The sequence below is a fragment of the Micromonospora sp. CPCC 205739 genome (assembly GCF_036906795.1).
Taxonomy (GTDB): domain Bacteria; phylum Actinomycetota; class Actinomycetes; order Mycobacteriales; family Micromonosporaceae; genus Micromonospora.
Genome location: NZ_JBAKHS010000001.1, coordinates 228,942 through 251,498, shown reverse-complemented (window position 1 = coordinate 251,498; position 22,557 = coordinate 228,942). Strand labels below are relative to the sequence as shown.

Here is a 22,557-nt window from a genome sequence, read left to right as displayed (position 1 = left end):
CGTACCCCGGGCGAGCGTGACCGGCGCGGCGCAGGGTCGTTGCATCGGATGGTGCCGGCCGCCCGGTTCGGGCGACGGCACCGTCCCTCCCAGGCCCTTCCTGGTCCCAGCGTCGGTATCCGCCGAGGCCGGGACCAGGAACGGGGACGACCGGCGGAATGTCCGGACCCCGACCGGGCGTTACCACCACCGGACGACACATCTGGCGAGGGGGGTGACCGGTGCCGACCGAGACACGGAGCCGGGAACGGGACGTACGGGAGACGCGGCAGCTCCGGCAGCTGCTGGGCGGACCCGACTGGCCCGCGACGGCGGGCGGCACGGCGGTGGTGAGAGCGGGCACACCCGGTGGAACCGAATCTGCGGGCAGGTCCGTGCGCGTATCCTCGGCGAGGAAGCATCCGACGCGAGGGGATGTGCGGTTGACCACCGAGAAGACGGACGAGCGCAGGGCCCGCTTCGAGCGGGACGCGATGCCCTTCGTCGACCAGCTCTACGCTGCCGGGTTGCGGATGACACGCAACCCCGCGGATGCCGAGGACCTGGTCCAGGAGACGTACCTGAAGGCGTACGCCGCCTTTCACCAGTTCGAGCAGGGCACGAACCTGAAGGCCTGGCTCTACCGGATCCTGACCAACACCTACATCAACTCCTACCGCAAGCGGCAGCGCCAGCCCATCCAGGCGCCCACCGACGAGATCACCGACTGGCAGCTCGCCGAGGCCGAGTCGCACACCTCCAGCGGTCTGCGCTCGGCCGAGACCGAGGCGCTGGACCGGCTGCCGGACAGCGACGTCAAGGAGGCCCTCCAGCAGCTGCCGGAGGAGTTCCGCCTGGCGGTCTACCTGACCGACGTCGAGGGGTTCTCCTACAAGGAGGTCGCGGACATCATGGGCACGCCGATCGGCACCGTGATGTCCCGCCTGCACCGGGGCCGCCGTAATCTGCGCAAGCTGCTCGAGCGCTACGCCGCGGAGCGCGGTTTCAGCTCCGCGCAGTCCTCGAAGGGCTCGACCGCCGCTGCCGGCCGGGAGGTGTGACGTGAGCTGTGGGAAGCCGCACGAGACGGACTGCCGAGAGGTGCTCGCGGAGGTCTACCTCTACCTGGACCTGGAGTGCGCGGAGGAACGGCGCACCCTGATCCGGCACCACCTCGAGGAGTGCGGGCCGTGCCTGCACGAGTACGGCATCGAGCAGGAGGTGAAGGCGCTCGTGGCCCGCTGCTGCGGCAACGAGATCGCCCCCGACCAGCTGCGCGAGCGGCTGCGGATCCGCCTCACCGAGCTGGTGGTCTTCGAGACCACCGAGTCGCGCGAACTGGCCGACTGAACGCACGCACGACACGACGGTGGCCCGGGTCGATCCGACCCGGGCCACCGGTCTGTCCGGCCCCGATGGGCCGGCGGTGCTGACTGCGACGGCGGAAACCCGCCGTGCGAGATCAGGAGTTGGGGCGCTTGCCGTGGTTCGCGCCGCTCTTCTTACGGGCCTTCTTCTTCCGGGCCTTCTTCGCCATGGTGACCTCCTCGTGATGGTCGGATCCCTGTTCGGCGCCCCTCGGCGCCGGTGCACGCACCGGTCCTCCCGACGCCCGGGTCCGACCCGCTGATGCTAGTGCGCTCGGTACCCGCCATCTTCCGCCGGGGCGGCCGGAGCGCCCGGCGTTTCCGGCCGCGGGCGTGGCCCCGCCCGCTCCCCGCCCATCCGATGCCGCCGCATGATTGGATACGTCGGCAGGCAATCGGGAGAGGGAGGGCCGGGAAATGGCCGAGGAGATCCGCGCCGAGATGGTGGCCAACGTCTGGAAGGTCGTCGCGTCGGCCGGGGACACCGTGTCCGAAGGGGACACGCTCGTGATCCTCGAGTCGATGAAGATGGAGATCCCCGTCGTCGCCGAGTCCGACGGCGTGGTCAAGCAGCTCGCGGTCAACGAGGGCGACGTCGTGCAGGACGGTGACCTGATCGCGGTGATCGATTGACCGGCCTGCTGGTCCGGCCGGCGACCCCGGCCGACTTCGCCGCGGTCGCCCGGCTGACGGTGGCCGCGTACGAGGCGGACGGGCAGCTCAAGGGCGAGCACGGGTACACCGCGGTGCTCGCCGACGTGACGCACCGGGCGACCCACGGCGAGGTGCTGGTGGCCGTCGACGAGGCGACCGGCGAGGTGCTCGGCTCGGTGACCTTCGTGCTGCCCGGCAGCCCGTACGCGGAGCTCTCCGGTCCCGGCGAGGCCGAGTTCCGCATGCTCGCCGTGGACCCGGCGGCCCAGGGCCGGGGGGCCGGCGCCGCGCTGGCCCGCGCCTGCGTCGACCGGGCCGCCGCGCTGGGCTGCTCGGCCGTGGTGATCTGCGTACGCGGCGGGTTCGCCGGGTCGGCGCATCGGCTCTACGGGCGGATGGGCTTCGTCCGGCTGCCGGAGAAGGACTGGTCGCCCGTGCCCGGGGTGGACCTGCTGGGTCTGCGACTGGACCTGACCGGTCAGTCCTGACCCGTGTCGGGCTCCTGCTCGCTGATCCCGGCGAGCAGTTCGTCGGCGACCTCCAGCGCGATCCTCTTGCGCTCCTCGTCGGTGATGTGCGGGGTACGCACGGCGAACCAGCTGCTGTGCACCGCGAAGAGGGTCAGCGCCGCGCGCAGCTGGGCGGCGGGTGAGTCGTCGCCCCGGCACAGCTCGTCGGCGAGGCCCAGCATCCGCTCGCGCATCTGCTGCCCGGCGGGGAGGCTCTTCAGCACGGTCTGGTTCTGCTCGAAGAACCGCATCACCGAGGGCTGCTCGCTGGCGAACATGGCGTCGGCGTACCGGTTGAGCAGCTTCCGTCGGGTGGCCCGGGTGCCCGGCTGCGACCGTGCCCAGGCGATCAGCTCGTCCATCCGCCGCAGGCGGTCCTCGACGAAGCTGTTGACGATCTCGTCCTTGCTCTTGAAGTGGTAGTACAGCGCCGCCTTCGTGACGTTGAGCCGCTCGGCGATCTCGCGCAGCGAGGTCCGCTCGTACCCCTGCTCGGTGAAGAGCTCCAACGCGACGGCCTGGATACGCGCACGCGTGCCGCCTGTGCTCTCCCTCACCCGTACCACCCAACTCGCATGACGGTTTCTCGCTGTCCGACTTACCGTGCGGCTAGTAAGGTAACTGGCCGGGCGGCAAGTAAGTGCGACAGATCTCCGGGGGAGCTTACCCATGAGCCAGGAAAGCCAGACGGCGGCGAGACCCAACATCCGGGTCGTGCTGTTCGGTCTGATGATCGCGATGATGCTCGCGATGCTCGACAACATGATCGTCAGCACCGCGCTGCCGCGGATCGTCGGCGAGTTCGGCGGCCTCGACCACTTCACCTGGGTGGTCACCGCGTACGTGCTGGGCACCACCGTCTCCACCCCCATCTGGGGCAAGCTCGGGGACCTGTACGGGCGCAAGGCGGTCTTCCTGACCTCGGTGGTCGTCTTCCTGATCGGCTCGGCGCTCTGCGGCATGGCCGGCTCGGAGATGCTCGGCGGTCCCGACGACGGCATGGTCGAGCTGATCGCGTTCCGCGCGGTGCAGGGCCTCGGCGCCGGTGGCCTGATGGTCGGCGTGATGGCGATCATCGGTGACCTGGTGCCGCCCCGCGAGCGGGGCCGCTACCAGGGCATGATCGCCGGCATCATGGCCATCGCCATGGTGGCCGGCCCGCTGGTCGGTGGCTTCATCACCGACAACCTCTCCTGGCGCTGGGCGTTCTACGTCAACCTGCCGCTGGGCGGTGTCGCGCTGCTGCTGCTGGCCACCACCATGCACCTGCCGAAGTACCGGACCGAGCACCGGATCGACTGGCTGGGCGCCGCGCTGCTCTCCGTCGGCATCACCGCGATCGTGCTGATCACCACCTGGGGCGGCAACTCCTACGACTGGGTCTCGCCGCAGATCCTCGGCCTGGCGGCGCTCGCCGTGCTGACCCTGGTCGCCTTCGGCCTGGTCGAGCGCCGGGTCCCCGAGCCCATCCTGCCGCTGGGGCTCTTCGCCAACCGCAACTTCGCCCTGATCTCGGTGCTCGGCTTCCTGCTCGGCTTCGCGATGTTCGGCGCGATGAACTTCCTGCCGCTCTACCAGCAGACCGTGCAGGGCGCCTCGGCCACCAACAGCGGCCTGCTGCTGCTGCCGCTGATGTTCGGCATGCTGGTGGTCTCCCTGGTCGTCGGCCGGGCGATCACCAAGACCGGCCGGTACCGGATGTTCCCGATCGTCGGCGGCGTGGTGATGGCCGCCGGCATGGCCCTGCTCAGCCGCCTCGACGTGGACACCGGCAAGATCGAGTCCTCGCTCTACATGATCGTGCTCGGGGTCGGCATGGGCTTCCTGATGCAGACCTCGATGCTGATCGCGCAGAACAGCGTCGAGCAGAAGGACCTCGGCGCGGCCAGCGGCGCGGCCACCTTCTTCCGCTCCATCGGCGGCTCGTTCGGCATCTCGCTCTTCGGCGCCATCTTCGCCAACCGGCTCGCCGACTCCGCCGCGGGCAGCGCGTTCAGCGGCGGCACCGGCGAGGGGCAGGGGATGGACCTGGCGAAGCTCAAGGAACTGCCGGCGCAGACGCGCGAGCTGGTGCTGGGCGGCCTCTCCGACGCGATCTCCCACGTGTTCCTGTGGGCGGTCCTCTTCACCGTCGTGGTGCCGGTGCTCGCCTGGTTCATCAAGGAGGTCCCGCTGCGGACGTCCAACGACGCTCCGCCGGCCGACGCGACCCCCGAGGAGCAGGCCGAGGCCGCCCTCGGCAAGGCCCCGGTCGCCTGAGGCGCCCCGTCGCGGCCGCGTCGTCCCTTCCCCGGGTACGACGCGGCCGCGCCCGCTTTCCGGGCCTCGTCCCGGTTCCGGCCGCGTCCCGCCTTCCGTGACCGACGCGGCGATCGCGGCGCATGATCGACGCGCTTTGCGGCGTGTCGGGGTCTCCGGTGCCCCCGACACCCCCACACGCCGCAAACCGGGAGCCGGCCCGGCCAGGCCGCCGGGTCGGGCGGCGGCGGCGGGTCAGGGGCGGTGGAAGGCGCGGGCCAGGCGGGCCAGGAGGCGGGACAGCAGTCCCGGGCGGCGGGACGGTTGCGCCGCCCCGGCGGCGACGATCCGCTCGGCGAGCGCGGTGGTCTCCTCGTCCAGGTCCGGGGTGGCCAGGGCCAGGTGGGCCAGCGAGGTGGCGATCGGCACCGGCCGGTCGCGGGTCACCTCGGCCACGTCGGCGAGCCGCTCGGCGACCACGCCGGCCACGTCGGGGCGTACCGAGGGGTCGACCCAGGCGGCGGTGACCAGGGCGAACAGTGCCGCCTCGGTGATCCAGTCCTCGACACCCCAGACCAGTTCGACCAGCACCCGGCGCCGGATCGAGTCCGCCCAGGGCTCGTCGGTGCGGTGGTGCAGCAGGCCGAGGCAGGCCCAGACCTGCACGCAGCGCACCCACAGCGACGGGTCCTGCCCGGTCAGCACCCGCCCCAGCGCGGTGGCCGGCGCCTCCGGCGGGTGCACCAGCAGCCCCAGCAGGTCGCCGAGTTCCAGAGTGGCCAGTCCCACCGCGGCGTCGTAGGCGGCCGGCGGGTGCGGCCAGGCGGGGTGCGCCAGGTGGCGTACCCGGTCCGCCGCGTCTTCGGAGGGGACCGGCAGGGTGGGGGCGGCCGTGCTGCCGTCGTAGCGCCAGAGCTGGCAGGTGGTGGCGCGGCGGGGCTCCCGCGGGTCCGGGTCGGCCACGCCGGTGACCTCGACGTCCAGCCCCGGCACGGCCGCGGTCACGGTACGCATCGCGCTCGGCGGTTCGACGGCCGCCAGCCGTACCGCGGTGGGCGCGCCGTCGGCGGCCAGCGCGCGGCGGAGCGCGTCGACCATCGCGCCGGCCGCCGGGGTGACCTGCCCGAGCCAGGGCCGGCCCCGGCAGCACTCGGCCAGGTCGCCGTGCTCGTGACTGTCGTCGGGGTGCTCCCGGGCGAAGTCGGCGAGGGCGACCAGGTGCGCCACGTTCCCGTCGCGCAGGTAGCGCAGCCGGTGCGCGGTGTGCACGGCGCAGTCGAAGGTCGGGTCCCGGGCCAGCGCCCGGTCGATCCACTCCAGCGCCGCGTCCAGCCGGCCGGTGTCGGCCAGGGTGCCGGCGATGTCGGCGTACACGGCGAGGTCGTCGGGGTCGTGGTCGACGGCGCGTTCCAGGGCGGCCAGGGCGTCGCGGGTGCGGCCCGCGCTGCGGTACGCGTACCCGAGCCAGACCTCGCCGAGTTTGGACGGCTCGACGCGTACCCCCCGGTTGGCCCAGCTGACGGCGAGGGTGACCTCGCCGAGGCGCCGGGCCAGCGCGGACGCCGCCCCCAGCAGCAGCGGGTGGCGCGGATGCGCGGCCACCGCGTGCCGGGCGAGGGTGAGGTACGGCAGCAGCGGCGGCCGGGCGGCCCGGGGCACCGGGTCGGGCACGGCGGCGCAGACCTGCATCAGGATGCGGGCGGTGCGTTCGGGGTCGAGTCGTTGCGCCAGCTCGGGGGCGGTCACCCAGGGCACGCCGGCCCAGTCGACGCCGGGCGCGTGCCCGGTGGCCGCGACCAGCAGGTCGAGCCCCTCGGCCGGGCGCCCGGCGGCGGCGAGCAGGTGGGCACGGGCCACCACGGCGCCGACGAATACGCGCTGGCCGAGCGGGAAGAGCTCCAGGTCGCCGCCGGAGGCCGCCGCGATGCGGGCCAGCGTCTCGTGCACCTCGGGCAGGGTCGGGGCCTGGACCAGGGCCGCGGCGAGGTGGCCGGCGGCGTGCGGCAGGTCGCCCTCGTCGAGCGCCAGCCGGGCGAGCGCGAGTTCCTCCGCGGCGGACAGCACGGGTTCGTCAGGTCCCTCCGTCACGTCGGCCTCTCACTCGCAGTTCCCGGGGCTGGGCAAGCCTAGGGGATGGTGCGTCGATTTGGTGATCCACTGCGCATTACTGCTCGTACGATTGATCAGATGCGAGCAATAGTGCAAGACTGAGCACGAAACGCGCGGCAACCGCGCAGTGGGAGGAGCTTCCGTGATGCGTCCAGGGGCCGGGATGGCCGCCGACATCGACGAGCAGCCAGCCGGTTACGCCCGGTTGCTCACCGCCGAGTACGCCGGGGCGATCGCCCGCGTCGCGGCGGTGATCGCGCAGCGGCGGCCCCGGCACGTGGTCTTCACCGCCCGGGGCACCTCCGACCACGCCGCGCTCTACGGGGCGTACCTGACCGAGATCCGGCTCGGCCTGCCGGCCGGGCTCGCCTCGCCGAGCGTGGTCACCCTCTACGGCGCCCGCCCCGACCTCTCCGACGCCCTGGTCGTCGGGGTCAGCCAGAGCGGCGGATCGCCCGACCTGACCGAGGTGCTGCGGGCCGCCCGCGCCGCCGGGGCGCTCACCCTCGCGGTCACCAACGCCCCCGGCTCACCGCTGGCCGAGACCGCCGAGCTCTCCGTCGACATCGCCGCCGGGCACGAGCGGGCCGTCGCCGCCACCAAGACGTACACCGCGGAGCTACTGGCCCTGCTGATGCTCGTCGAGGGCGTCCGCGCCGGCGACGGGGTGCTCCCGGCCGAGGAGCGGGCCGTGCTGGACGCCCTGCCCGAGCTGGCCGAGCGCACCCTGGCCGACCCCACCCCGGCCCAGCTCGCCCCGCGTTACCGCTTCGCCGCCCAGCTGGTCACCACCGGCCGGGGGTACGCGTACCCGACCGCGCGGGAGGCCGCCCTGAAGCTGATGGAGACCTCCTACCTGCCCGCGCTCGCCTTCTCCGGCGCCGACCTGCTGCACGGCCCGCTGGCGATGACCGACCCGGACGTGCCGGTGCTGGCCGTGGTCGGCTCCGGTCCCGGTGGCCGGTCGATGGGCGAGGTGCTGCCCCGGCTCGGCGAGCGCCGCGCCGACGTGGTGGTGGTCGGCTCCGCCGAGGTCGAGGGGGCCACCCGGATGGCCGTGCCCGAGGTCGACGAGCGGTACGCCCCGCTGCTGGACATCCTGCCCCTGCAACGACTCGCGCTGTCGCTGGCGCTGGCCCGGGGTGAGGACCCGGACGCGCCGCGCGGGCTGAAGAAGGTCACCGCGACGCGGTGAGGCTAGGCGTGGCACGCTGTGTCCCGTGTCCACGCTGCGCGACCTCGCCGAGGAGCACACCCAGCTCCGGCCGGCCGACATCGACCACCTGCACCGGATCGCGGGGGACTGGCAGCTGCTGTCCGACCTCTCCTTCGCCGATCTGCTGCTGTGGGTGCCGGTCGACGGCGACGGGACGTTCCTCTGCGTCGCCCAGGTCCGCCCGACGACCGCCCCCACCGCGTACCTCGACGACCAGGTGGGGCGGATCGTCGGCGGGCCGGAGGTGGCGCACCTGGAGGTCGCCCACCGGCAGGGCCGGATCTGGCGGGAGGGCGACCCGGTCTGGTACGGCGACGTGCCGGCCCGGCACGAGGCGATCCCGGTCCGGCTGCGCACCGCCGACGGGGAGGCCGGTGAGGTGGTCGCCGTGGTGGGGCGGGACACCAACCTCTCCACCGCCCGGACGCCCAGCCAGCTGGAGCTGAACTACCTCACCACCGCCGACGACCTGGCCCAGATGATCGCCGACGGCACCTTCCCGCCGCCCCGGCACCCGGGGGAGACCACCTCGGCACCCCGGGTCGGTGACGGCCTGGTCCGGCTGGACGCCAACGGCAAGGTCACCTATGCCAGCCCGAACGCGCAGTCGGCGTACCGGCGGCTGGGATTCGCCTCCCACCTGGTGGGGGAGGACCTGGCCAAGCTGCACCGGCGGCTGGCCAGCGACCCGCTGGAGGGCACCGACGCGGCCAACGGCGTGCTCGCGGCGCTGCGCGGCGAGGCCCCACCCCGCCGCGAGATCGACGCCCGGGGCGCCACCATGCTGACCCGGTCGCTGCCGCTGATGCCGGCCGGTGTGCCGATCGGCGCGCTGGTGCTGGTCCGCGACATCACCGAGGTCCGCCGCCGGGACCGCGCGCTGATCACCAAGGACGCCACCATCCGGGAGATCCACCACCGGGTGAAGAACAACCTGCAGACCGTCGCCGCGCTGCTGCGCCTCCAGGCCCGCCGGGTCTCCATGCCGGAGGCCCGGGTCGCGCTGGAGGAGTCGGTACGCCGGGTCGCCTCGATCGCCCTGGTGCACGAGACGCTCTCCATGTCCAGCGACGAGGCGGTCGAGTTCGACGGGATCGTCGACCGGGTGGCCAGCGCGGCCACCGAGGTCGCGGCGACCGAGGTGAGCGTCGGCATGCGCCGCAAGGGCAGCTTCGGCGTACTGCCCGCCGAGATCGCCACCTCGCTGGTGATGGTCCTCAACGAGCTGCTGCTCAACGCGGTCGAGCACGGCTTCCCGCCGGCCGGTGAGGACGGCGCCGCCAGCCCGGACGGCGCTGCCACGCCGCAGGTGGTGGTCACCGCGCACCGGTTCCGCAAGCAGCTGCACGTCTCGGTGGCCGACAACGGGCGCGGCCTGCCGGCCGAGTTCGACGCCGAGCGCGGCGGCCGGCTGGGCCTGCAGATCGTCCGGGCGCTCGTCACCGGGGAGCTGCGCGGCAGTATCGAGCTGCGCCCGGGCGCGACCGGCGGCACCGAGGCGGTGCTGGTGGTCCCGCTGGCCCGAGGGGAGCGCGGCTAGCGTCGCGCGGCGAGCAGCGCGGGCCCGGCGGGCTCCGGGCTGGTCGAGACAGCGCGGCTAGCCGCGGGCGGTGAGCAGGGCGACGGTGACGCCGGGACGCTGCCAGACCTGGCCGACGGTGAAGCCCGCCCGCAGCGCGTCGCCCTTGCCGTCGGGCACCGCCGCCAGCGGATCGGGCCGCCGCCCGGCGACCACCAGCCACACCCGCCGCACCCCGGCCAGGCACTCGGCCGGGCGGGCGCACTCGGTGGCCCAGAGGTCCGCGCGCCGTCGCTGGTCGCGGACCACCAGCACGTCGCGCGGCCGCGCTTCCCCCAGGTGGTACGCCAGCCCGAGGTCGAGGAAGAGCCAGCCCTCCCGCGGGTGCAGGACGACGGCGTCGCCGGGCTGCTGTCCGCCCGCGACGATCCGCGCCGCGCCCCGGTAGTCGACCGTCGCGCTGCGCGGCCAGCCGTGGGTCTGCCGCAGTGCCGCCTGGTCGGGCAGACCGAGCAGACCGGCGAGCACCATGACCGCCAGCGCCCCCGGCAACCCCGCCAGTGCCGCCCCGCTAGCGACTCGCGCCGTCGCCCTCGGCCCGGACGGCTGCGGTGCCGGCGGCCCGGGAGCCGGTGCCGGTGTCCCGGCCAGCGCCGCGCCGGCGAGCACACTGGCGAAGGGCACCGTGAAGACCAGGTAGCGGGGCACCCACAGCGCCACCGCCAGCCCGGCGACGAAGACCAGCAGCACGGGCAGGAGCACGCAGAGCCCCGGCAGCAGCGCCCGGCGGCGACCCGCCCGCGCCGCGCCGAGGGCGGCCAGCCCGACCAGCAGGCCGCCCACCACCGCGCTCTGCGCCACCCCGCCGGGCAGCGCCGCCAGGTCCGCCAGCCGGGCCGGTTCGACCCAGTCGAGCTGGCGGGAGCGCTGGGCCCGAGCGGTGAGCAGCAACGGGGTGAGCAGCGCGAGCGCCGGCAGCAGGGCCAGCACCCAGCGCACCGCCAACCGCCCGTCCCGGTCGTGCCCCGTCTCGTTCCGGTCGTGCCCCGTCTCGTCTAGGCCGCCTGCCTTGCCATCCCGGTCGTGAGTCGTCCCGTCCCGGCCGCGTACCGTCCCGTCCCGGCCGCGTACCGTCCCGTCCCGGCCGCGTGCCGTGCTGTTCCGGTCGTGCGCTGTGCTGTTCCGGCCGTGCGCGAGAGCGGGCGGGCCGTCGGGCGGCTCCCGGTCCGCCAGGCGCTCGGGCGGCGGGTCGAGGCCGGCCGCCGCCGGGCCGCGCCACCAGGCGACCAGCACCACCACCGCGTGCGCGGCCAGCACGGTGAAGGCCAGCAGATGGGTCAGTCCGAGCGCGGTGACGGCGGCCGAGTAGCCCGCCCAGCGGGCCCACGAGGGCCGACGCAGCGCCGCGACCAGCAGCACGCCGGCCAGCACCGCGAAGAGGCTGGCCAGCGCGTACGGGCGGGCCTCCTGGGCGTACCGGGACGTGCCGGGGAGGACCGCGAAGAGCAGGCCGGCGAGCAGGCCGGCCCGCGTCCCCAGCAGCCACCTGGCGAGTACGGCGGTGAGGCCGGCCGCCCCGGCCATGGCCAGCGCCGAGGGCAGCCGCAGCGCCGTCGCCGAGTCCCCGAAGAGCCGGACCCAGCCGTGCATGAGCACGTAGTACGGGCCGGTGGCGGCGTCCACGGTGCCGGCGAGCCGGAGCAGGTCGCCGAGCGGGCGGGTGGCGGCGCTCCAGGTGGCCAGCTCGTCCCGCCAGGGCTGGGCGTGACCGATGCCGTACAGCCCGGCGGCCAGGGTGGCCAGCAGCGGCGGCACCCAGACGAGTCGCGCCCAGCCCTCCACCGCATGCCACTTTCCGGACATACTGCCCACGCGCCCGAGCGTCCCACACCGCGCCGAGCCGCGCTGCCACAGCCGCCCCGGCAGCCGTGCTGCTCATCCGGCCGAAGGTGGCCGCCCACTTGGGTGCCGGCCCTGCGCAGCTGGCCGCGCGCCCCGTGGTGGCCCCGCAAGCTCGGCCACCCGCCCCGTGCTGGCCCGGCGCGGCCTCGGCCAGCCCCAGTGTTGGTCCCGCAGGCTCGGCCACCCGCCCCGTTTTGGCCCTGCACAGCTCGGCCACCCGCCCCGTTTTGGCCCCGCACAGCTCGGCCACCCGCTCAGCGCTGGCTTCAGGCAGCTCAATCTGGGCCTCCGGTTGGCTCTGCCTAGCTCGTCTGCACGCGTGGTGCTGGCCCTGGCCCTGCCAAGCTCGACCGGACACCTCCGATGCGGGCCCTTTCGAGCTGATGTCGTAGACGATTCACCCGTGCGTAACCAGCCTGCGCCGATCTCCCTCCGCCTCCGCCCCGGCTCGACAGGCGCGACGAACTGTTTCGCAGACCAGCCGGTGCGCGGTCTTGATTCATTCACGACATCAGCTCCAAAGGGCCCGCACCGGGTGGGTGGTGGCTGGGTCCGAGCCGGCAACGGGGTGGTCGAGGAGTGCGGGACGCGCCGTCTCGAGCGATGGGGGCGTTAAGACACCACCGGGGCGTGAAGAACCGCGGGGCGGTGAAGACCGCAGGGCCGCGAAGAACGGCGGGGCCGTGAAGAACCGCGGGTGCGTGAAGAAGCCCAGGCGCGTGAGGAACGACCGGAGCGTGGAGACCGACCGGGCACGTGCCGCCCCGCCGGGGCGGCCATTTGCGGTAATCGACGGATCACGGAGGCGGCGGCAGCGCGGTGGACGGTGACGGCGGGGGTGCGGCCCGTGATGTGGGATGCCGCACGCGCTCGTTGGCCGGCCCCCCGGGGGTGTGGCAGCATGACCGCATGACCGCCGCTGTCGTCCGCCGCTTCGTGGCCCGTCGCCACGTCGACTACGGCCGCGTGCGCAGCGCGATCTGTCCGGCCAACTGACGACGCCCGACCCATCCGTCTCGGGCGCGTAGTGCGCGCCGGCCGTTCCGACACCGTTGTCCTCGGCCCGTCCCACGGGTCGGCCGCCGCGCCCGCGCATCCACTGAGGCACAGCAGACAACGGAGGACGCCGCGATGGCGGTCAGCAGCACCCCGGCCCGCCCGGGGACCCCGACGCCCGCCGCCCGGGCACCCCGCCGTCCGCGCGGCGAGGGGCAGTGGGCGCTCGGCCACCGCGAGCCGCTCAACGCCAACGAGCGGATCAAGAAGGACGACGACCCGCTGAACGTCCGGGCCCGGATCGAGAACATCTACGCCCACCGCGGCTTCGCCTCCATCGACCCGCAGGACCTGCGGGGCCGGTTCCGCTGGTGGGGCCTCTACACCCAGCGCAAGGCGGGCATCGACGGCGGCCGTACGGCCGTGCTGGAGCCGCACGAGCTGGAGGACGAGTTCTTCATGCTCCGGGTGCGGGTCGACGGCGGGCAGCTCAACCTGGCCCAGCTCCGCGTGATCGCCGACATCTCCCGCGAGTTCGCCCGGGACACCGCCGACATCACCGACCGGCAGAACATCCAGTACCACTGGATCCGGGTCGAGGACATGCCGGAGATCTGGCGTCGGCTGGAGTCGGTCGGCCTGCAGACCACCGAGGCGTGCGGCGACTGCCCGCGCATCGTGCTCGGCAGCCCGGTCGCCGGGGTGGCCCGCGACGAACTGCTCGACCCGACCCCGGCGATCGACGAGATCGTCCGCCGGTACGTCGGCGACAAGGCGTACTCGAACCTGCCGCGCAAGTTCAAGACGACGATCTCCTGGCTGGTCGACACCCCGTACGAGGCGAACGACGTCGCCTTCCTCGGCGTCGACCACCCGGAGCACGGCCCCGGCTTCGACGTCTGGGTCGGCGGCGGCCTCTCCACCAACCCGATGCTGGCCAAGCGGCTCGGCGTCTGGGTGCCGCTGAACGAGGTGCCGGACGTGTGGGCCGGTGTGGTCGGCATCTTCCGCGACTACGGGTACCGCCGGCTGCGCAACCGGGCCCGGCTGAAGTTCCTCGTCGCGGACTGGGGCGTGGAGAAGTTCCGCGAGGTGCTGGAGAAGGAGTACCTCGGCCGCACCCTGCTCGACGGTCCGGCCCCGGAGCTGCCCGACCGGCCGGTCGACCACATCGGCGTGCACCGGCAGCGCGACGGCCGCAACTACGTCGGGGCCGCCCCGGTGGTCGGGCGGGTCTCCGGCGGGCAGCTCGCGAAGCTGGCCGACGCGGTCGAGGCGCACGGCAGCGACCGGGTACGGCTCACCCCGTACCAGAAGCTGCTGGTGCTCGACGTGCCGCCGGAGCGGACGGAGTCCCTGGTCGACGCGCTGCGCGGGATCGGCCTGGAGGCCCGCCCGTCGGCCTGGCGGCGCGGCACCATGGCCTGCACCGGCATCGAGTTCTGCAAGCTGGCCATCGTCGAGACCAAGGCGCGCGGCGAGGAGCTGGTGGCCCGGCTGGAGGAGCGGCTGCGCGACTTCGACGCCGACATCTCCATCCACCTCAACGGCTGCCCGAACGCCTGCGCCCGTACCCAGGTCGCCGACATCGGCCTCAAGGGGCAGCTGGTGGTCGGCCCGGACGGCCGGCAGGTGGAGGGCTTCCAGGTGCACCTCGGCGGCGGGCTGGGCATGGCTCAGGGGCAGACCGCCGGCTTCGGGCGCAAGCTGCGCGGCCTGAAGACCACCGCCGAGGAGCTTCCCGAGTACGTGGAACGACTGGCCCGCCGCTACCTGGCCGGCCGGACCGAGGGCGAGACGTTCGCCAACTGGGTGATCAGGGTCGACGAGGAGGAGCTTCGATGAGTAGCGAAACCCGTTCCGCGCCGCTGTACTGCCCGTACTGCGGCGAGGAGGACCTGCGGCCGAACGAGGCCGGGCACGGCGCCTGGGAGTGCCACGCCTGCGCTCGAGTCTTCACGGTGAAGTTCGCCGGCCTGCTCGCCAAGGCGGTGGCCCGATGAACCTGATGTCCGCCGCGAACCTGGGCCTGGTCGGCATCGGCGGCCCGAAGCCGGCCGAACCGGCCGGGCGCGACCCCGAGGAGCTGCGCGCGCTGGCCGAGCGGGCCGGCCGGGAGCTGGAGGGCGCCCCGGCGCTGGAGATCGCCCGCTGGGCGGCCGAGACCTTCGGCGACCGGTTCTGCGTGACCAGCTCGATGGCCGACGGAGTGCTGGCCCACCTGGTGTCCCGGGTCGCCCCCGGCGTCGACGTGGTCTTCCTCGACACCGGGCTGCACTTCCCGGAGACGCTGAAGGTGCGCGACGAGGTGGCCCGCCGGCTGCCGGTCAACGTCCGCTCGATCCGCCCCCGGCTCACCGTGGGCCAGCAGGACGGCGAGTACGGCCCCCGGCTGTTCAACCGCTCGCCCGACGACTGCTGCCAGCTGCGCAAGGTGGAGCCGCTGGAGCGGGCCCTGTCCGGGTACGACGCCTGGGCCGCGGGGCTGCGCCGGGACGAGTCGCCCACCCGGGCGAACACGCCGGTGGTGACCTTCGACGCCCGGCGCGGCAAGGTGAAGGTCAACCCGATCGCGGCCTGGACACAGGCCGACGTGGACTCCTACATCTCCCGCTACGACATCCCGGTCAACGAGCTGTTCAGCCGGGGCTACGGCTCGATCGGCTGCTGGCCGTGCACCCGGCGTACCAAGGCGGGCGAGGACCCACGGGCCGGTCGCTGGGCCATGTTCGAGAAGACCGAGTGCGGTCTGCACGTCTGACCGGGCCGGCTCCCGGCGCGGGGGAGACCGCGCCGGGGGCCGCCGGACCGGCCGCGCCGGTCGACGGCCGCCCCGGGTGGGCGGCGGCGAGTCGGCCCGGGCCGGTGCCGGGTGGCGTGCCGCCGGTGGTGCTGGTGGCGCACGGCAGCCGTGATCCCCGGGCGGCCGAGGCGACCCGGGCCCTGGCCCGGGCGGTCGAGGCGGCCCGGCCCGGGACGGCGGTCCTGCCGAGCTGGCTGGATCACACCGCACCGGACCCGACGGCGGTGCTGCGCACGTTGGCGGCGGCGGGGCACACCCGGGCGGTGCTGGTGCCGCTGCTGCTCACCGCCGCCTACCACCGGCGGGTGGACGTCCCGACGGCGGTGGCGGCGGCCCGCGAGACGGCGACGGAGCTGGGGGTACGCGTCACCGACGTGCTCGGCCCCGCCGACGGCACGGTCGACGCCCGGCTGCTGGCCGGGCTGCGGCGCCGGCTGGCGGACGCGACGCCGGGTGGCTTCGACGCCCTGGTGCTGGCGGCGGCCGGCACCAGGGACGCCCGGGCGCGCGGTTCGGTGGGCCGGGTCGCCGCGGCGCTCGCCGCCGACCTGCGGGTGCCCTGCACCGTCTCGTACGCCTCGGCGGCGCCGCCGACGGTGGACGTCGCGGTGGCCCGGCTGCGCGCGGCCGGTGCCCGACGGGTGGCCGTGGCGGCGTACTTCCTGGCGCCGGGGCTCTTCCACGACGCGGTGGTGCGGGCCGCCGGCGAGGCCGGCGCGGTGGCGGTCAGCGCGCCGCTGACCGATGCGCCCGAACTGGCCGAGCTGGTGCTGCGGCGGGTCGACGCGGTGCGGCGGTGGTGACCGGGCTCACGGTGCCGGTGATGATCGAATCGGTGCCCCGGCGGGTACCGGAGCAGCCGTGCGGCGTCCGGACAGCAGAACGCCCCGGCCGGTGGACCCGGCCGGGGCGTACGACTATGTGGTGGGTCAGGCAGAGTGAGCGCGCAGCACCCGGATGCCGCCGCGGCGCTTCACCGCGCGGCGCTCCTCCTCGCTCATCCCGCCCCAGACGCCGGCGTCCTGACCGGACTCCAGCGCCCACTGCAGGCAGTGGTCGGTCACCGGGCAGCGCCGGCAGACGGCCTTGGCCTGCTCCACCTGCAGGAGGGCCGGACCGGACGTCCCGATCGGGAAGAACAGCTCCGGGTCCTCGTCGCGGCAGACGGCATCGTGGCGCCAGTCCATGGCGGCAACACTCCTCATTCTGGATGGGTGGCAGATAACGCTGGTGCTTTTTCTATATGCGTCCGCAGTGCCGGTCGTGACGGTTCGCGTCCGACTATTCGGCAGTGCGTGAGCAGGTTTGTTCAGCCCCTGGACCTGCTGGAACAGCTCAACCTGACGAGCATATCCAGGCAATGTCCCGGTAACTCAAGTTCGCTTGTGAATACTTTCACGAACGCCGTCGATGTCAAGGGTGACGCGAGGAAAAACTCCGTACGGTGAGCAAGCTCACGACACTTTTGTCCGGATTTCAGGCGTCCCTGGTTACCCGGCGTACCACAGTCGAGGATCAATATAGTACACTGCGCGTGACATTGCTGACATTTCCGGCACCACCCCTTCTCGTGGCGGCGGCCACCGCGTCGTGCGGTGTAACGACCCGCCGACCTAGGGCGTTACCCGAGACCTAGCAGATTACTCTCAGTGCGTCGGGAACGGATGTGAATCTGACTTTCTCCCGTTCGCCAAGGTAGTCGCCATCGAGCTGGAACGCCTGCGGGCGGGCGCTGATCAGCGTGAACTCGGCCACGTCGTGCAGCCGGAGCACCTGCTTGCCCCGCGGATCGGGGTGTCGGGACAGGAACTGCGTCACTGTGCGTGTGGTGCTGGCGACCCGGAGTTGGCGCAGGGCCAGCACGTCCAGCCCCAGGTCGAACGACGCCTCCGGGTTCGGGTTGATCTCCCGGTCGCCCAGGTACGTCCACGGGGAGCAGTTCTGGATGATGACCGTGGCCAGCTCTCCCTCGGCCACCTCACCGGGGCGCTCCAGGCTGATCGCCGGGTGCCGCCGGTCCGAGCCGAGGAAGTACTGGCTGAGCGTGGAGCGGAAGTAGAGCGCCGGTGTGGAGACCCGGCCGCGCCGGCGGGCCTGCTCCACCCGGTGGATCACCGCGGCGTCCACCCCGAAGCCGGCGCAGAAGGTGAAGTAGCGGTCGTCGGCCCGGCCCAGCCCGATCGTCCGCGAGCGGCCCAGCCGCAGCCCCTCCAGGATCATGCTGGTGCCCTCGGGCCACTCCCGGGGGAGCCCCAGGGCGCGGGCGAAGACGTTCGTCGAACCGCCCGGCACGGTGGCCAGCGCGGGCAGTCGCTCGGCGGACGTACGGCCGGGACGGGTGGCCGCCGGCGCGGCAGCCATCAGGCCGTTCACCACCTCGTTGACCGTCCCGTCGCCACCCAGGGTGACGACGACGTCGACCCCCTCGGCGGCCGCCTCCTTGGCGATGTCCATGGCGTGACCCCGTCGCCGGGTGTACCGCACCGACAGGTCTACTTCGCTGCGCAGCGCCCGGACCAGCACGTCCCGGCTGCGCTCGCTGGTGGTGGTGGCCTTCGGATTGACCACCAGGACGGCCCGCATGGGCGGCACTGTACCGCGATCCGCCACGAGTATCGTGGCGCGCGTGACCATCGACTCCGACCCGGTACCCGACACCCTCCGCTGGGCGGTACGGCTGCTGCGCGGCGAGGCGGTCGCGCTGGCGCTGCTCGCCGCCTGGCTGATCTGGGCCGACCTGACCGCCGCCAAGACGGATCTGGTGTCGGCACTCTTCGTGACCGGGTTCGCGGTCGCCGGTGCCGCCGCCCTCTGGGCCCTCGGCGCGGCGCTGGCCCGTCGGCGGGCGGGTGCCCGGGCGCCCGCGATGGTGCTTCAGCTGATGCTGCTGCCGGTCGGCTGGTTCATGATCTCCGGCGGCATGGGGTGGCTCGGCGTACCGCTGATGGCGCTCGGTGTCGGTGTCTGCGCGCTGCTGGTCAGCCCGCCCACCACGCGGGCCCTCGGGTTCCGGTGACCGCCGGAGGCGGCCCCGCGGCTCAGTAGCCGGAGGAGCGGCGGGTCAGCAGCGAGATGGTGGCCCGGCCGTCGGCCGCCTCGGCCGAGGCGGCCGTGGTCAGCGCGGTGAGCACCTTCCAGGCGAACGAGGACTCCGACGGCAGCGTGGCGCCCCGCACGGTCGGCACGGTCACCTCGACGGTGAGCGCGTCCTCGGTGACCGAGAATCGGCACTCCAGTTCGGCGTCGCGGGTCGCGATGGCGAGGAGCATGGCGCAGGCCTCGTCGACGGCGATGCGCAGGTCCTCGATCTCGTCGAGGGCGAACTGGAGGCGGGCCGCGAGCCCCGCCGTGGCGGTGCGCAGCACACCGAGGTAACCGCCGTCGGCGGGCACGGTGAGGTGCACGACGTCGTCGTCGGTCGTCGGCTGGCCGGTCAGTTGAGTCACGCCTCATCCCCCCGGTCGGGGACTCTACCCCCTCAGGCGTCCGGCCGGGTGGGGGCCGTGGTCGACTGCGCGGCCAGCCCGTGCAGCGCCGGCCCGCTGAGCCGGTACGGCACCCACTCGTCCAGCTGCACCGCCCCGATGGAGGCGTAGAAGCGGGCCGCCGGATTCCAGTTGATCATCCACCACTCCAGCCGCTCGTAGCCGCGCTCCACGCAGATCGCGGCGAGCGCGGCGAGCAGCAGGCGGCCGGCGCCGGTGCCCCGGTGGTCGGGGCGGACGTACAGGTCCTCCAGGTAGACGCCGTGCACGCCGGCCCAGGTGGAGAAGTTGAGGAACCAGAGCGCGAACCCCACCGGCTCGTCCCGGTCGTCCACCGCGACGTGCCCGAACAACGCCGGCGCGGTCGCGAACAGGGCGGCGTCGAGCTGCTCCGGGGTGAGCCGGCACTGGTCGGCGGCGCGCTCGTAGTCGGCGAGTTCGTGCACCATCGCGACGACGGCCGGCACGTCCTCGGGACGCGCCGGCCGGATCGTCGGTGCCGGGGAGGCCAGGGTCACGCCTTCTTGGTCTCCCAGAAGATCTTCGAGATCTCGTCGATCTTCTGCAGCAGCTCGTCGGCCTTGCTCGGGTCGGTCGCGCCCTTGGCGCCGGCCGCACCCGCCATCTTGGTGGCCTCGTTGAAGAGCTGGTGCAGGTGCGGGTACTTCTCGAAGTGGGCCGGCTTGAAGTAGTCGGTCCAGAGCACCCACAGGTGGTGCTTCACGAGGTCGGCCCGCTGCTCCTTGATGAGGATGGCCCGGGTGCGGAACTCCGGGTCGGTGTTCGACTGGTACTTCTCGCAGATCATTTTGACCGACTCGGCCTCGATCCGGGCCTGGGCCGGGTCGTAGACGCCGCACGGCAGGTCGCAGTGGGCGCTGGCGGTCAGACGGGGCGAAAGGATGCGGGGAAGTCGCATCAGAGTCCTCCACGGGATGTTTGCGATGATCCAAGCCGACATTACTCCTGGGGAGGTCCCCGACAGGGGCGGAGGGGAAACGTGGTGACGGTCGAGGGGGCGGGCCCGCCGGCACGGCTGCCCCGTCGGCTCACGGCCGTCGGGGTGACCGGCCCGTCCATGGCGCCGACGCTGCGGCACGGGGACGCCGTACTGGTGCGTCGCGGTGGCCGGCCGGTCCGGCCGGGCGACGTCGTGGTCGCGGTCTTCCGGACCCGGCCGGAGCTGCTGGTGGTCAAGCGCGCGGTCCGCCCGCAGGACGGCGGCTGGTGGGTACGCGGCGACAACGGACTCGTCACCGACGACTCCCGGGCGCACGGCGTGGCCGACGTGCTCGGCCGGGTGGTGTACCGCTACTGGCCCCGCCCCGGGCGACTGCCCCGCGCGCCGTTATGACCCTGCTCACATCGGCGCACCCGTCCCGTGACTATGCTCGGAAAGTGCCCGGGTGACCCCCCGCACCGCGTGCCGCCGCCAGGCGCCTCACCTCGCGCCCGCGCCGGCCGCTCCGTCTGCTCGACAGATCCTGGAGTCACCATGTCTGCGTCCACCGTGGATCCCGCTGATCCCGTCTTCCGGTTGCACGTCGGCGGCAAGATGGCCGTCACCTCGACGGTCCCGCTGACCAGCCGGGAGGACCTCTCCCTCGCCTACACCCCCGGCGTCGCCCGGGTGTGCGAGGCGATCGCCGCCGACCCGGCCCTGGCCGACGACTACACGTGGGTGTCGCACACCGTCGCCGTGGTCACCGACGGCTCCGCCGTACTCGGCCTCGGCAACATCGGCCCGCGCGCCGCGCTGCCGGTGATGGAGGGCAAGGCGGTGCTGTTCAAGCAGTTCGCCGGCGTGGACGCGGTACCGATCTGCCTGGACACCCAGGACGTGGACGAGATCGTGGCGACGGTGACCGCCCTCGCCCCCTCGTTCGGCGGGATCAACCTGGAGGACATCAGCGCCCCCCGCTGCTTCGAGGTGGAACGCCGGCTGGACGAGGCGCTGGCGATCCCGGTCTTCCACGACGACCAGCACGGCACCGCCATCGTGGTGCTGGCCGCGCTGCGCAACGCGGCGACGCTGCTCAACCGCAAGCTCGGCGACCTTCGGGTGGCCGTCAGTGGCGCCGGCGCGGCCGGGGTGGCGGTGACGAAGATGCTGGTCGCCGGGGGAGTGAACGCCGACCAGGTGGTGGTCTGCGACTCCAAGGGCATCATCGGCCGGCACCGCGACGGGCTGACCGGCACCAAGGCCGAGCTGGCCGAGTCCACCAACGCCGAGGGCCGCCACGGCGACATCACCGAGGCGCTGCGCGGCGCGGACGTCCTGGTCGGCGTCTCCGGCGGGCAGATCCCCGAGGCGGCCATCGCCGGGATGGCGCCCGGCGGCATCGTCTTCGCGCTGGCCAACCCCAACCCCGAGGTGCACCCCGAGGTGGCCGCCCGGCACGTCGCGGTGGTGGCGACCGGGCGCAGCGACTACCCCAACCAGATCAACAACGTGCTGGCCTTCCCCGGCGTGTTCCGGGGCGCGCTGGACGCCCGGGCCACCCGGATCACCGACGGGATGAAGGTGGCCGCGGCGGACGCGATCGCGGGGGTGGTGGCCGGGTCGCTCACCGCCGACGCGATCGTGCCCTCCCCGCTCGACCCCCGGGTGGCTCCGGCGGTGGCGGCGGCGGTCGCCGAGGCGGCCCGGCGCGACGGCGTCGCCCGCGCCTGACCCCCGCAGTTCCTCGGAAAGGGTGGCCGCCCGGCGTCGGGCGGCCACCCTTTCGCCGCCGTGCGGCGCAGGTTACGGCTGTGGGCGCTGTGTCGAGGGCGGCTCTGCTTGTTACGGTGCCGACCATGCGTGCCGCCTATGCCTCGAGCTTCGACACCGACAACCCGCTCGCCGCGCTGACCGTCGGCGACCGTCCCGAGCCGGTCCACCCGTACGACGACTGGGTGACCGTGCAGGTGCGGGCCAGCTCGCTCAACCATCACGACCTGTGGTCCCTGCGCGGGGTGGGACTGACTCGCGACCAGCTGCCGATGATCCTGGGCTGCGACGCGGTCGGCACCGACCCGGACGGCAACGAGGTGGTCATCTACCCGGTGGTGCCCACCGCCGGTGACCCGCGCGGCGTCTCCATCCTCTCCGAGCACTTCCCCGGCACTTTCGCCGAGCGGGTGGCCGTACCCCGGGTGAACCTGATCCCGCTGCCGGCGGGCCTGTCGGCGACGGACGCGGCCTGCCTGCCCACGGCCTGGCTGACCGCGTGGCGGATGCTGACCACCAAGGGCCGGATCGACGACGGCGATTCGGTGCTGGTCCAGGGCGCGGGTGGCGGCGTGGCGACCGCCGCCGTCGCGCTCGCCGTGGCGCTCGGCAAGCGGGTGTACGCGACCAGCCGCGACGCCGGCAAGCGGGAGCGGATCGCCGCCCTCGGGGCGACCGCGCTGGAACCCGGCGCGCGCCTGCCCGAGCGGGTCGACGTGGTGATCGAGACGGTCGGCGCGGCCACCTTCGACCACTCGTTGAAGTCCGCCGCCCCGCTGGCCCGGATCGTGGTCTCCGGGGCCACCGCCGGGCACGAGCCGAAGATCAACCTGCGTCGCGTCTTCGCCATGCAGTTGGAGATCCTCGGCACCTCCATGGGCACCCCGGACGAGCTGACCGACCTGCTGGCCTTCTGCGCCGAGCACGAGGTGCGCCCGGTGGTGGACAGCGTGGTGCCGTTCAGCAAGGTGGAGGACGCCTTCGCCCGCCTGCACTCCGGCGAGGTCTTCGGCAAGGTCGTCCTCGACCACACCGCCTGACCCCCACCCCTCACCCCAAGGTCCCGG

At 73.5% G+C, this 22,557-nt stretch carries 24 protein-coding genes; 15 read left to right on the top strand and 9 right to left on the bottom strand.

All coding sequences use genetic code 11. The features are described 5' to 3' along the window. Positions 1 to 221: 221 nt before the first annotated feature. Entirely contained in the window at positions 222 to 1,040 is an 819-nt protein-coding gene (locus V6U88_RS01175) for a sigma-70 family RNA polymerase sigma factor (RefSeq protein WP_334449111.1), read from the top strand. 1 nt (position 1,041) lies between these two features. After that, positions 1,042 to 1,329 carry a mycothiol system anti-sigma-R factor gene (rsrA, locus tag V6U88_RS01170; RefSeq protein WP_334449109.1) on the top strand — a complete coding sequence of 96 codons (288 nt, stop codon included), beginning with the start codon at positions 1,042 to 1,044 and terminating at the stop codon, positions 1,327 to 1,329. Positions 1,330 to 1,441: 112 nt separating this feature from the next. Here rsrA and V6U88_RS30210 read toward each other — a convergent pair whose 3' ends face one another. Continuing rightward, positions 1,442 to 1,516: a 50S ribosomal protein bL37 gene (locus tag V6U88_RS30210; RefSeq protein ID WP_369700219.1), complete on the bottom strand. Its 75-nt coding sequence runs from the start codon at positions 1,514 to 1,516 to the stop codon at positions 1,442 to 1,444. Between the two features lie 247 nt (positions 1,517 to 1,763). On the opposite strand from V6U88_RS30210, the gene V6U88_RS01160 reads away from it, so the two are divergent. Both V6U88_RS01160 and V6U88_RS01155 read left to right on the top strand, forming a co-directional pair. Then, on the top strand, positions 1,764 to 1,979 hold the full coding sequence (locus V6U88_RS01160) for a biotin/lipoyl-binding carrier protein (RefSeq protein ID WP_088973021.1): 216 nt from the start codon (positions 1,764 to 1,766) through the stop codon (positions 1,977 to 1,979). Further along, a complete protein-coding gene (locus V6U88_RS01155; RefSeq protein WP_334449104.1) occupies positions 1,976 to 2,488 on the top strand; it encodes a GNAT family N-acetyltransferase in 513 nt (170 codons plus the stop codon). Before V6U88_RS01160 ends, V6U88_RS01155 begins: the two co-directional genes overlap by 4 nt. On the opposite strand, the gene V6U88_RS01150 is transcribed toward V6U88_RS01155, so the two are convergent. Beyond that, positions 2,479 to 3,066 carry a TetR/AcrR family transcriptional regulator gene (locus V6U88_RS01150; RefSeq protein WP_334449103.1) on the bottom strand — a complete coding sequence of 196 codons (588 nt, stop codon included), beginning with the start codon at positions 3,064 to 3,066 and terminating at the stop codon, positions 2,479 to 2,481. The two genes, V6U88_RS01155 and V6U88_RS01150, sit on opposite strands and share 10 nt — an antisense overlap. A 112-nt stretch (positions 3,067 to 3,178) precedes the next feature. Here V6U88_RS01150 and V6U88_RS01145 point away from each other — a divergent pair, with 112 nt between their 5' ends. Then, the gene (locus tag V6U88_RS01145; protein WP_334449101.1) at positions 3,179 to 4,768 is read left to right on the top strand and encodes an MDR family MFS transporter; all 1,590 of its coding nucleotides are present in this window, start codon (positions 3,179 to 3,181) and stop codon (positions 4,766 to 4,768) included. A gap of 234 nt (positions 4,769 to 5,002) precedes the next feature. Here V6U88_RS01145 and V6U88_RS01140 read toward each other — a convergent pair whose 3' ends face one another. Next, a complete protein-coding gene (locus tag V6U88_RS01140; RefSeq protein ID WP_334449100.1) occupies positions 5,003 to 6,835 on the bottom strand; it encodes a tetratricopeptide repeat protein in 1,833 nt (610 codons plus the stop codon). A gap of 184 nt (positions 6,836 to 7,019) precedes the next feature. On the opposite strand from V6U88_RS01140, the gene V6U88_RS01135 reads away from it, so the two are divergent. Next, positions 7,020 to 8,051: an SIS domain-containing protein gene (locus V6U88_RS01135; protein ID WP_334449863.1), complete on the top strand. Its 1,032-nt coding sequence runs from the start codon at positions 7,020 to 7,022 to the stop codon at positions 8,049 to 8,051. A 25-nt stretch (positions 8,052 to 8,076) separates the two neighbouring features. Next, positions 8,077 to 9,612 carry a sensor histidine kinase gene (locus tag V6U88_RS01130; RefSeq protein ID WP_334449099.1) on the top strand — a complete coding sequence of 512 codons (1,536 nt, stop codon included), beginning with the start codon at positions 8,077 to 8,079 and terminating at the stop codon, positions 9,610 to 9,612. Between the two features lie 57 nt (positions 9,613 to 9,669). On the opposite strand, the gene V6U88_RS01125 is transcribed toward V6U88_RS01130, so the two are convergent. After that, complete coding sequence (locus tag V6U88_RS01125; RefSeq protein ID WP_334449862.1) at positions 9,670 to 11,454, bottom strand: glycosyltransferase family 39 protein; 1,785 nt, start codon at positions 11,452 to 11,454, stop codon at positions 9,670 to 9,672. A 1,170-nt stretch (positions 11,455 to 12,624) separates the two neighbouring features. On the opposite strand from V6U88_RS01125, the gene V6U88_RS01120 reads away from it, so the two are divergent. The 4 genes from V6U88_RS01120 to V6U88_RS01105 all read left to right on the top strand — a co-directional run bounded on the left by V6U88_RS01120 (position 12,625) and on the right by V6U88_RS01105 (position 16,095). Next, positions 12,625 to 14,334, top strand: a complete 1,710-nt coding sequence (locus V6U88_RS01120) for a nitrite/sulfite reductase (RefSeq protein WP_334449098.1) — start codon at positions 12,625 to 12,627, stop codon at positions 14,332 to 14,334. After that, positions 14,331 to 14,492: a hypothetical protein gene (locus V6U88_RS01115; protein WP_280835909.1), complete on the top strand. Its 162-nt coding sequence runs from the start codon at positions 14,331 to 14,333 to the stop codon at positions 14,490 to 14,492. Before V6U88_RS01120 ends, V6U88_RS01115 begins: the two co-directional genes overlap by 4 nt. After that, positions 14,489 to 15,250, top strand: a complete 762-nt coding sequence (locus tag V6U88_RS01110; protein ID WP_334449096.1) for a phosphoadenylyl-sulfate reductase — start codon at positions 14,489 to 14,491, stop codon at positions 15,248 to 15,250. The genes V6U88_RS01115 and V6U88_RS01110 overlap by 4 nt, the downstream gene beginning before the upstream one ends. 104 nt (positions 15,251 to 15,354) lie before the next feature. Beyond that, positions 15,355 to 16,095, top strand: coding sequence for a sirohydrochlorin chelatase (locus tag V6U88_RS01105; RefSeq protein WP_334449860.1), 741 nt, complete (start codon positions 15,355 to 15,357; stop codon positions 16,093 to 16,095). Positions 16,096 to 16,221: 126 nt separating this feature from the next. On the opposite strand, the gene V6U88_RS01100 is transcribed toward V6U88_RS01105, so the two are convergent. Both V6U88_RS01100 and V6U88_RS01095 read right to left on the bottom strand, forming a co-directional pair. Then, positions 16,222 to 16,479 (bottom strand): WhiB family transcriptional regulator, encoded by a 258-nt coding sequence (locus V6U88_RS01100; RefSeq protein ID WP_088960482.1) that lies wholly within the window; start codon positions 16,477 to 16,479, stop codon positions 16,222 to 16,224. Between the two features lie 445 nt (positions 16,480 to 16,924). Continuing rightward, a complete protein-coding gene (locus V6U88_RS01095) occupies positions 16,925 to 17,875 on the bottom strand; it encodes a diacylglycerol/lipid kinase family protein (protein ID WP_334449094.1) in 951 nt (316 codons plus the stop codon). 43 nt (positions 17,876 to 17,918) lie between these two features. Between V6U88_RS01095 and V6U88_RS01090 the strand changes: the two genes are divergently transcribed. Beyond that, a complete protein-coding gene (locus V6U88_RS01090) occupies positions 17,919 to 18,308 on the top strand; it encodes a hypothetical protein (protein ID WP_334449093.1) in 390 nt (129 codons plus the stop codon). 22 nt (positions 18,309 to 18,330) lie between these two features. Here the strand turns inward: V6U88_RS01090 and V6U88_RS01085 are convergent, their stop codons facing one another. The 3 genes from V6U88_RS01085 to sodN all read right to left on the bottom strand — a co-directional run bounded on the left by V6U88_RS01085 (position 18,331) and on the right by sodN (position 19,696). After that, positions 18,331 to 18,738 (bottom strand): ATP-binding protein, encoded by a 408-nt coding sequence (locus V6U88_RS01085; protein WP_334449091.1) that lies wholly within the window; start codon positions 18,736 to 18,738, stop codon positions 18,331 to 18,333. A 32-nt stretch (positions 18,739 to 18,770) separates the two neighbouring features. Then, complete coding sequence (locus V6U88_RS01080) at positions 18,771 to 19,226, bottom strand: GNAT family N-acetyltransferase (RefSeq protein ID WP_334449859.1); 456 nt, start codon at positions 19,224 to 19,226, stop codon at positions 18,771 to 18,773. A gap of 65 nt (positions 19,227 to 19,291) precedes the next feature. Then, complete coding sequence (sodN, locus tag V6U88_RS01075; RefSeq protein WP_334449090.1) at positions 19,292 to 19,696, bottom strand: superoxide dismutase, Ni; 405 nt, start codon at positions 19,694 to 19,696, stop codon at positions 19,292 to 19,294. A gap of 81 nt (positions 19,697 to 19,777) precedes the next feature. Between sodN and V6U88_RS01070 the strand changes: the two genes are divergently transcribed. The 3 genes from V6U88_RS01070 to V6U88_RS01060 all read left to right on the top strand — a co-directional run bounded on the left by V6U88_RS01070 (position 19,778) and on the right by V6U88_RS01060 (position 22,530). Further along, positions 19,778 to 20,131, top strand: coding sequence for a S24/S26 family peptidase (locus V6U88_RS01070; protein ID WP_442934549.1), 354 nt, complete (start codon positions 19,778 to 19,780; stop codon positions 20,129 to 20,131). 141 nt (positions 20,132 to 20,272) lie between these two features. After that, on the top strand, positions 20,273 to 21,451 hold the full coding sequence (locus tag V6U88_RS01065) for an NAD(P)-dependent malic enzyme (RefSeq protein WP_334449088.1): 1,179 nt from the start codon (positions 20,273 to 20,275) through the stop codon (positions 21,449 to 21,451). A 116-nt stretch (positions 21,452 to 21,567) separates the two neighbouring features. After that, positions 21,568 to 22,530 carry a zinc-binding dehydrogenase gene (locus tag V6U88_RS01060; RefSeq protein WP_334449087.1) on the top strand — a complete coding sequence of 321 codons (963 nt, stop codon included), beginning with the start codon at positions 21,568 to 21,570 and terminating at the stop codon, positions 22,528 to 22,530. Positions 22,531 to 22,557: the final 27 nt, after the last annotated feature.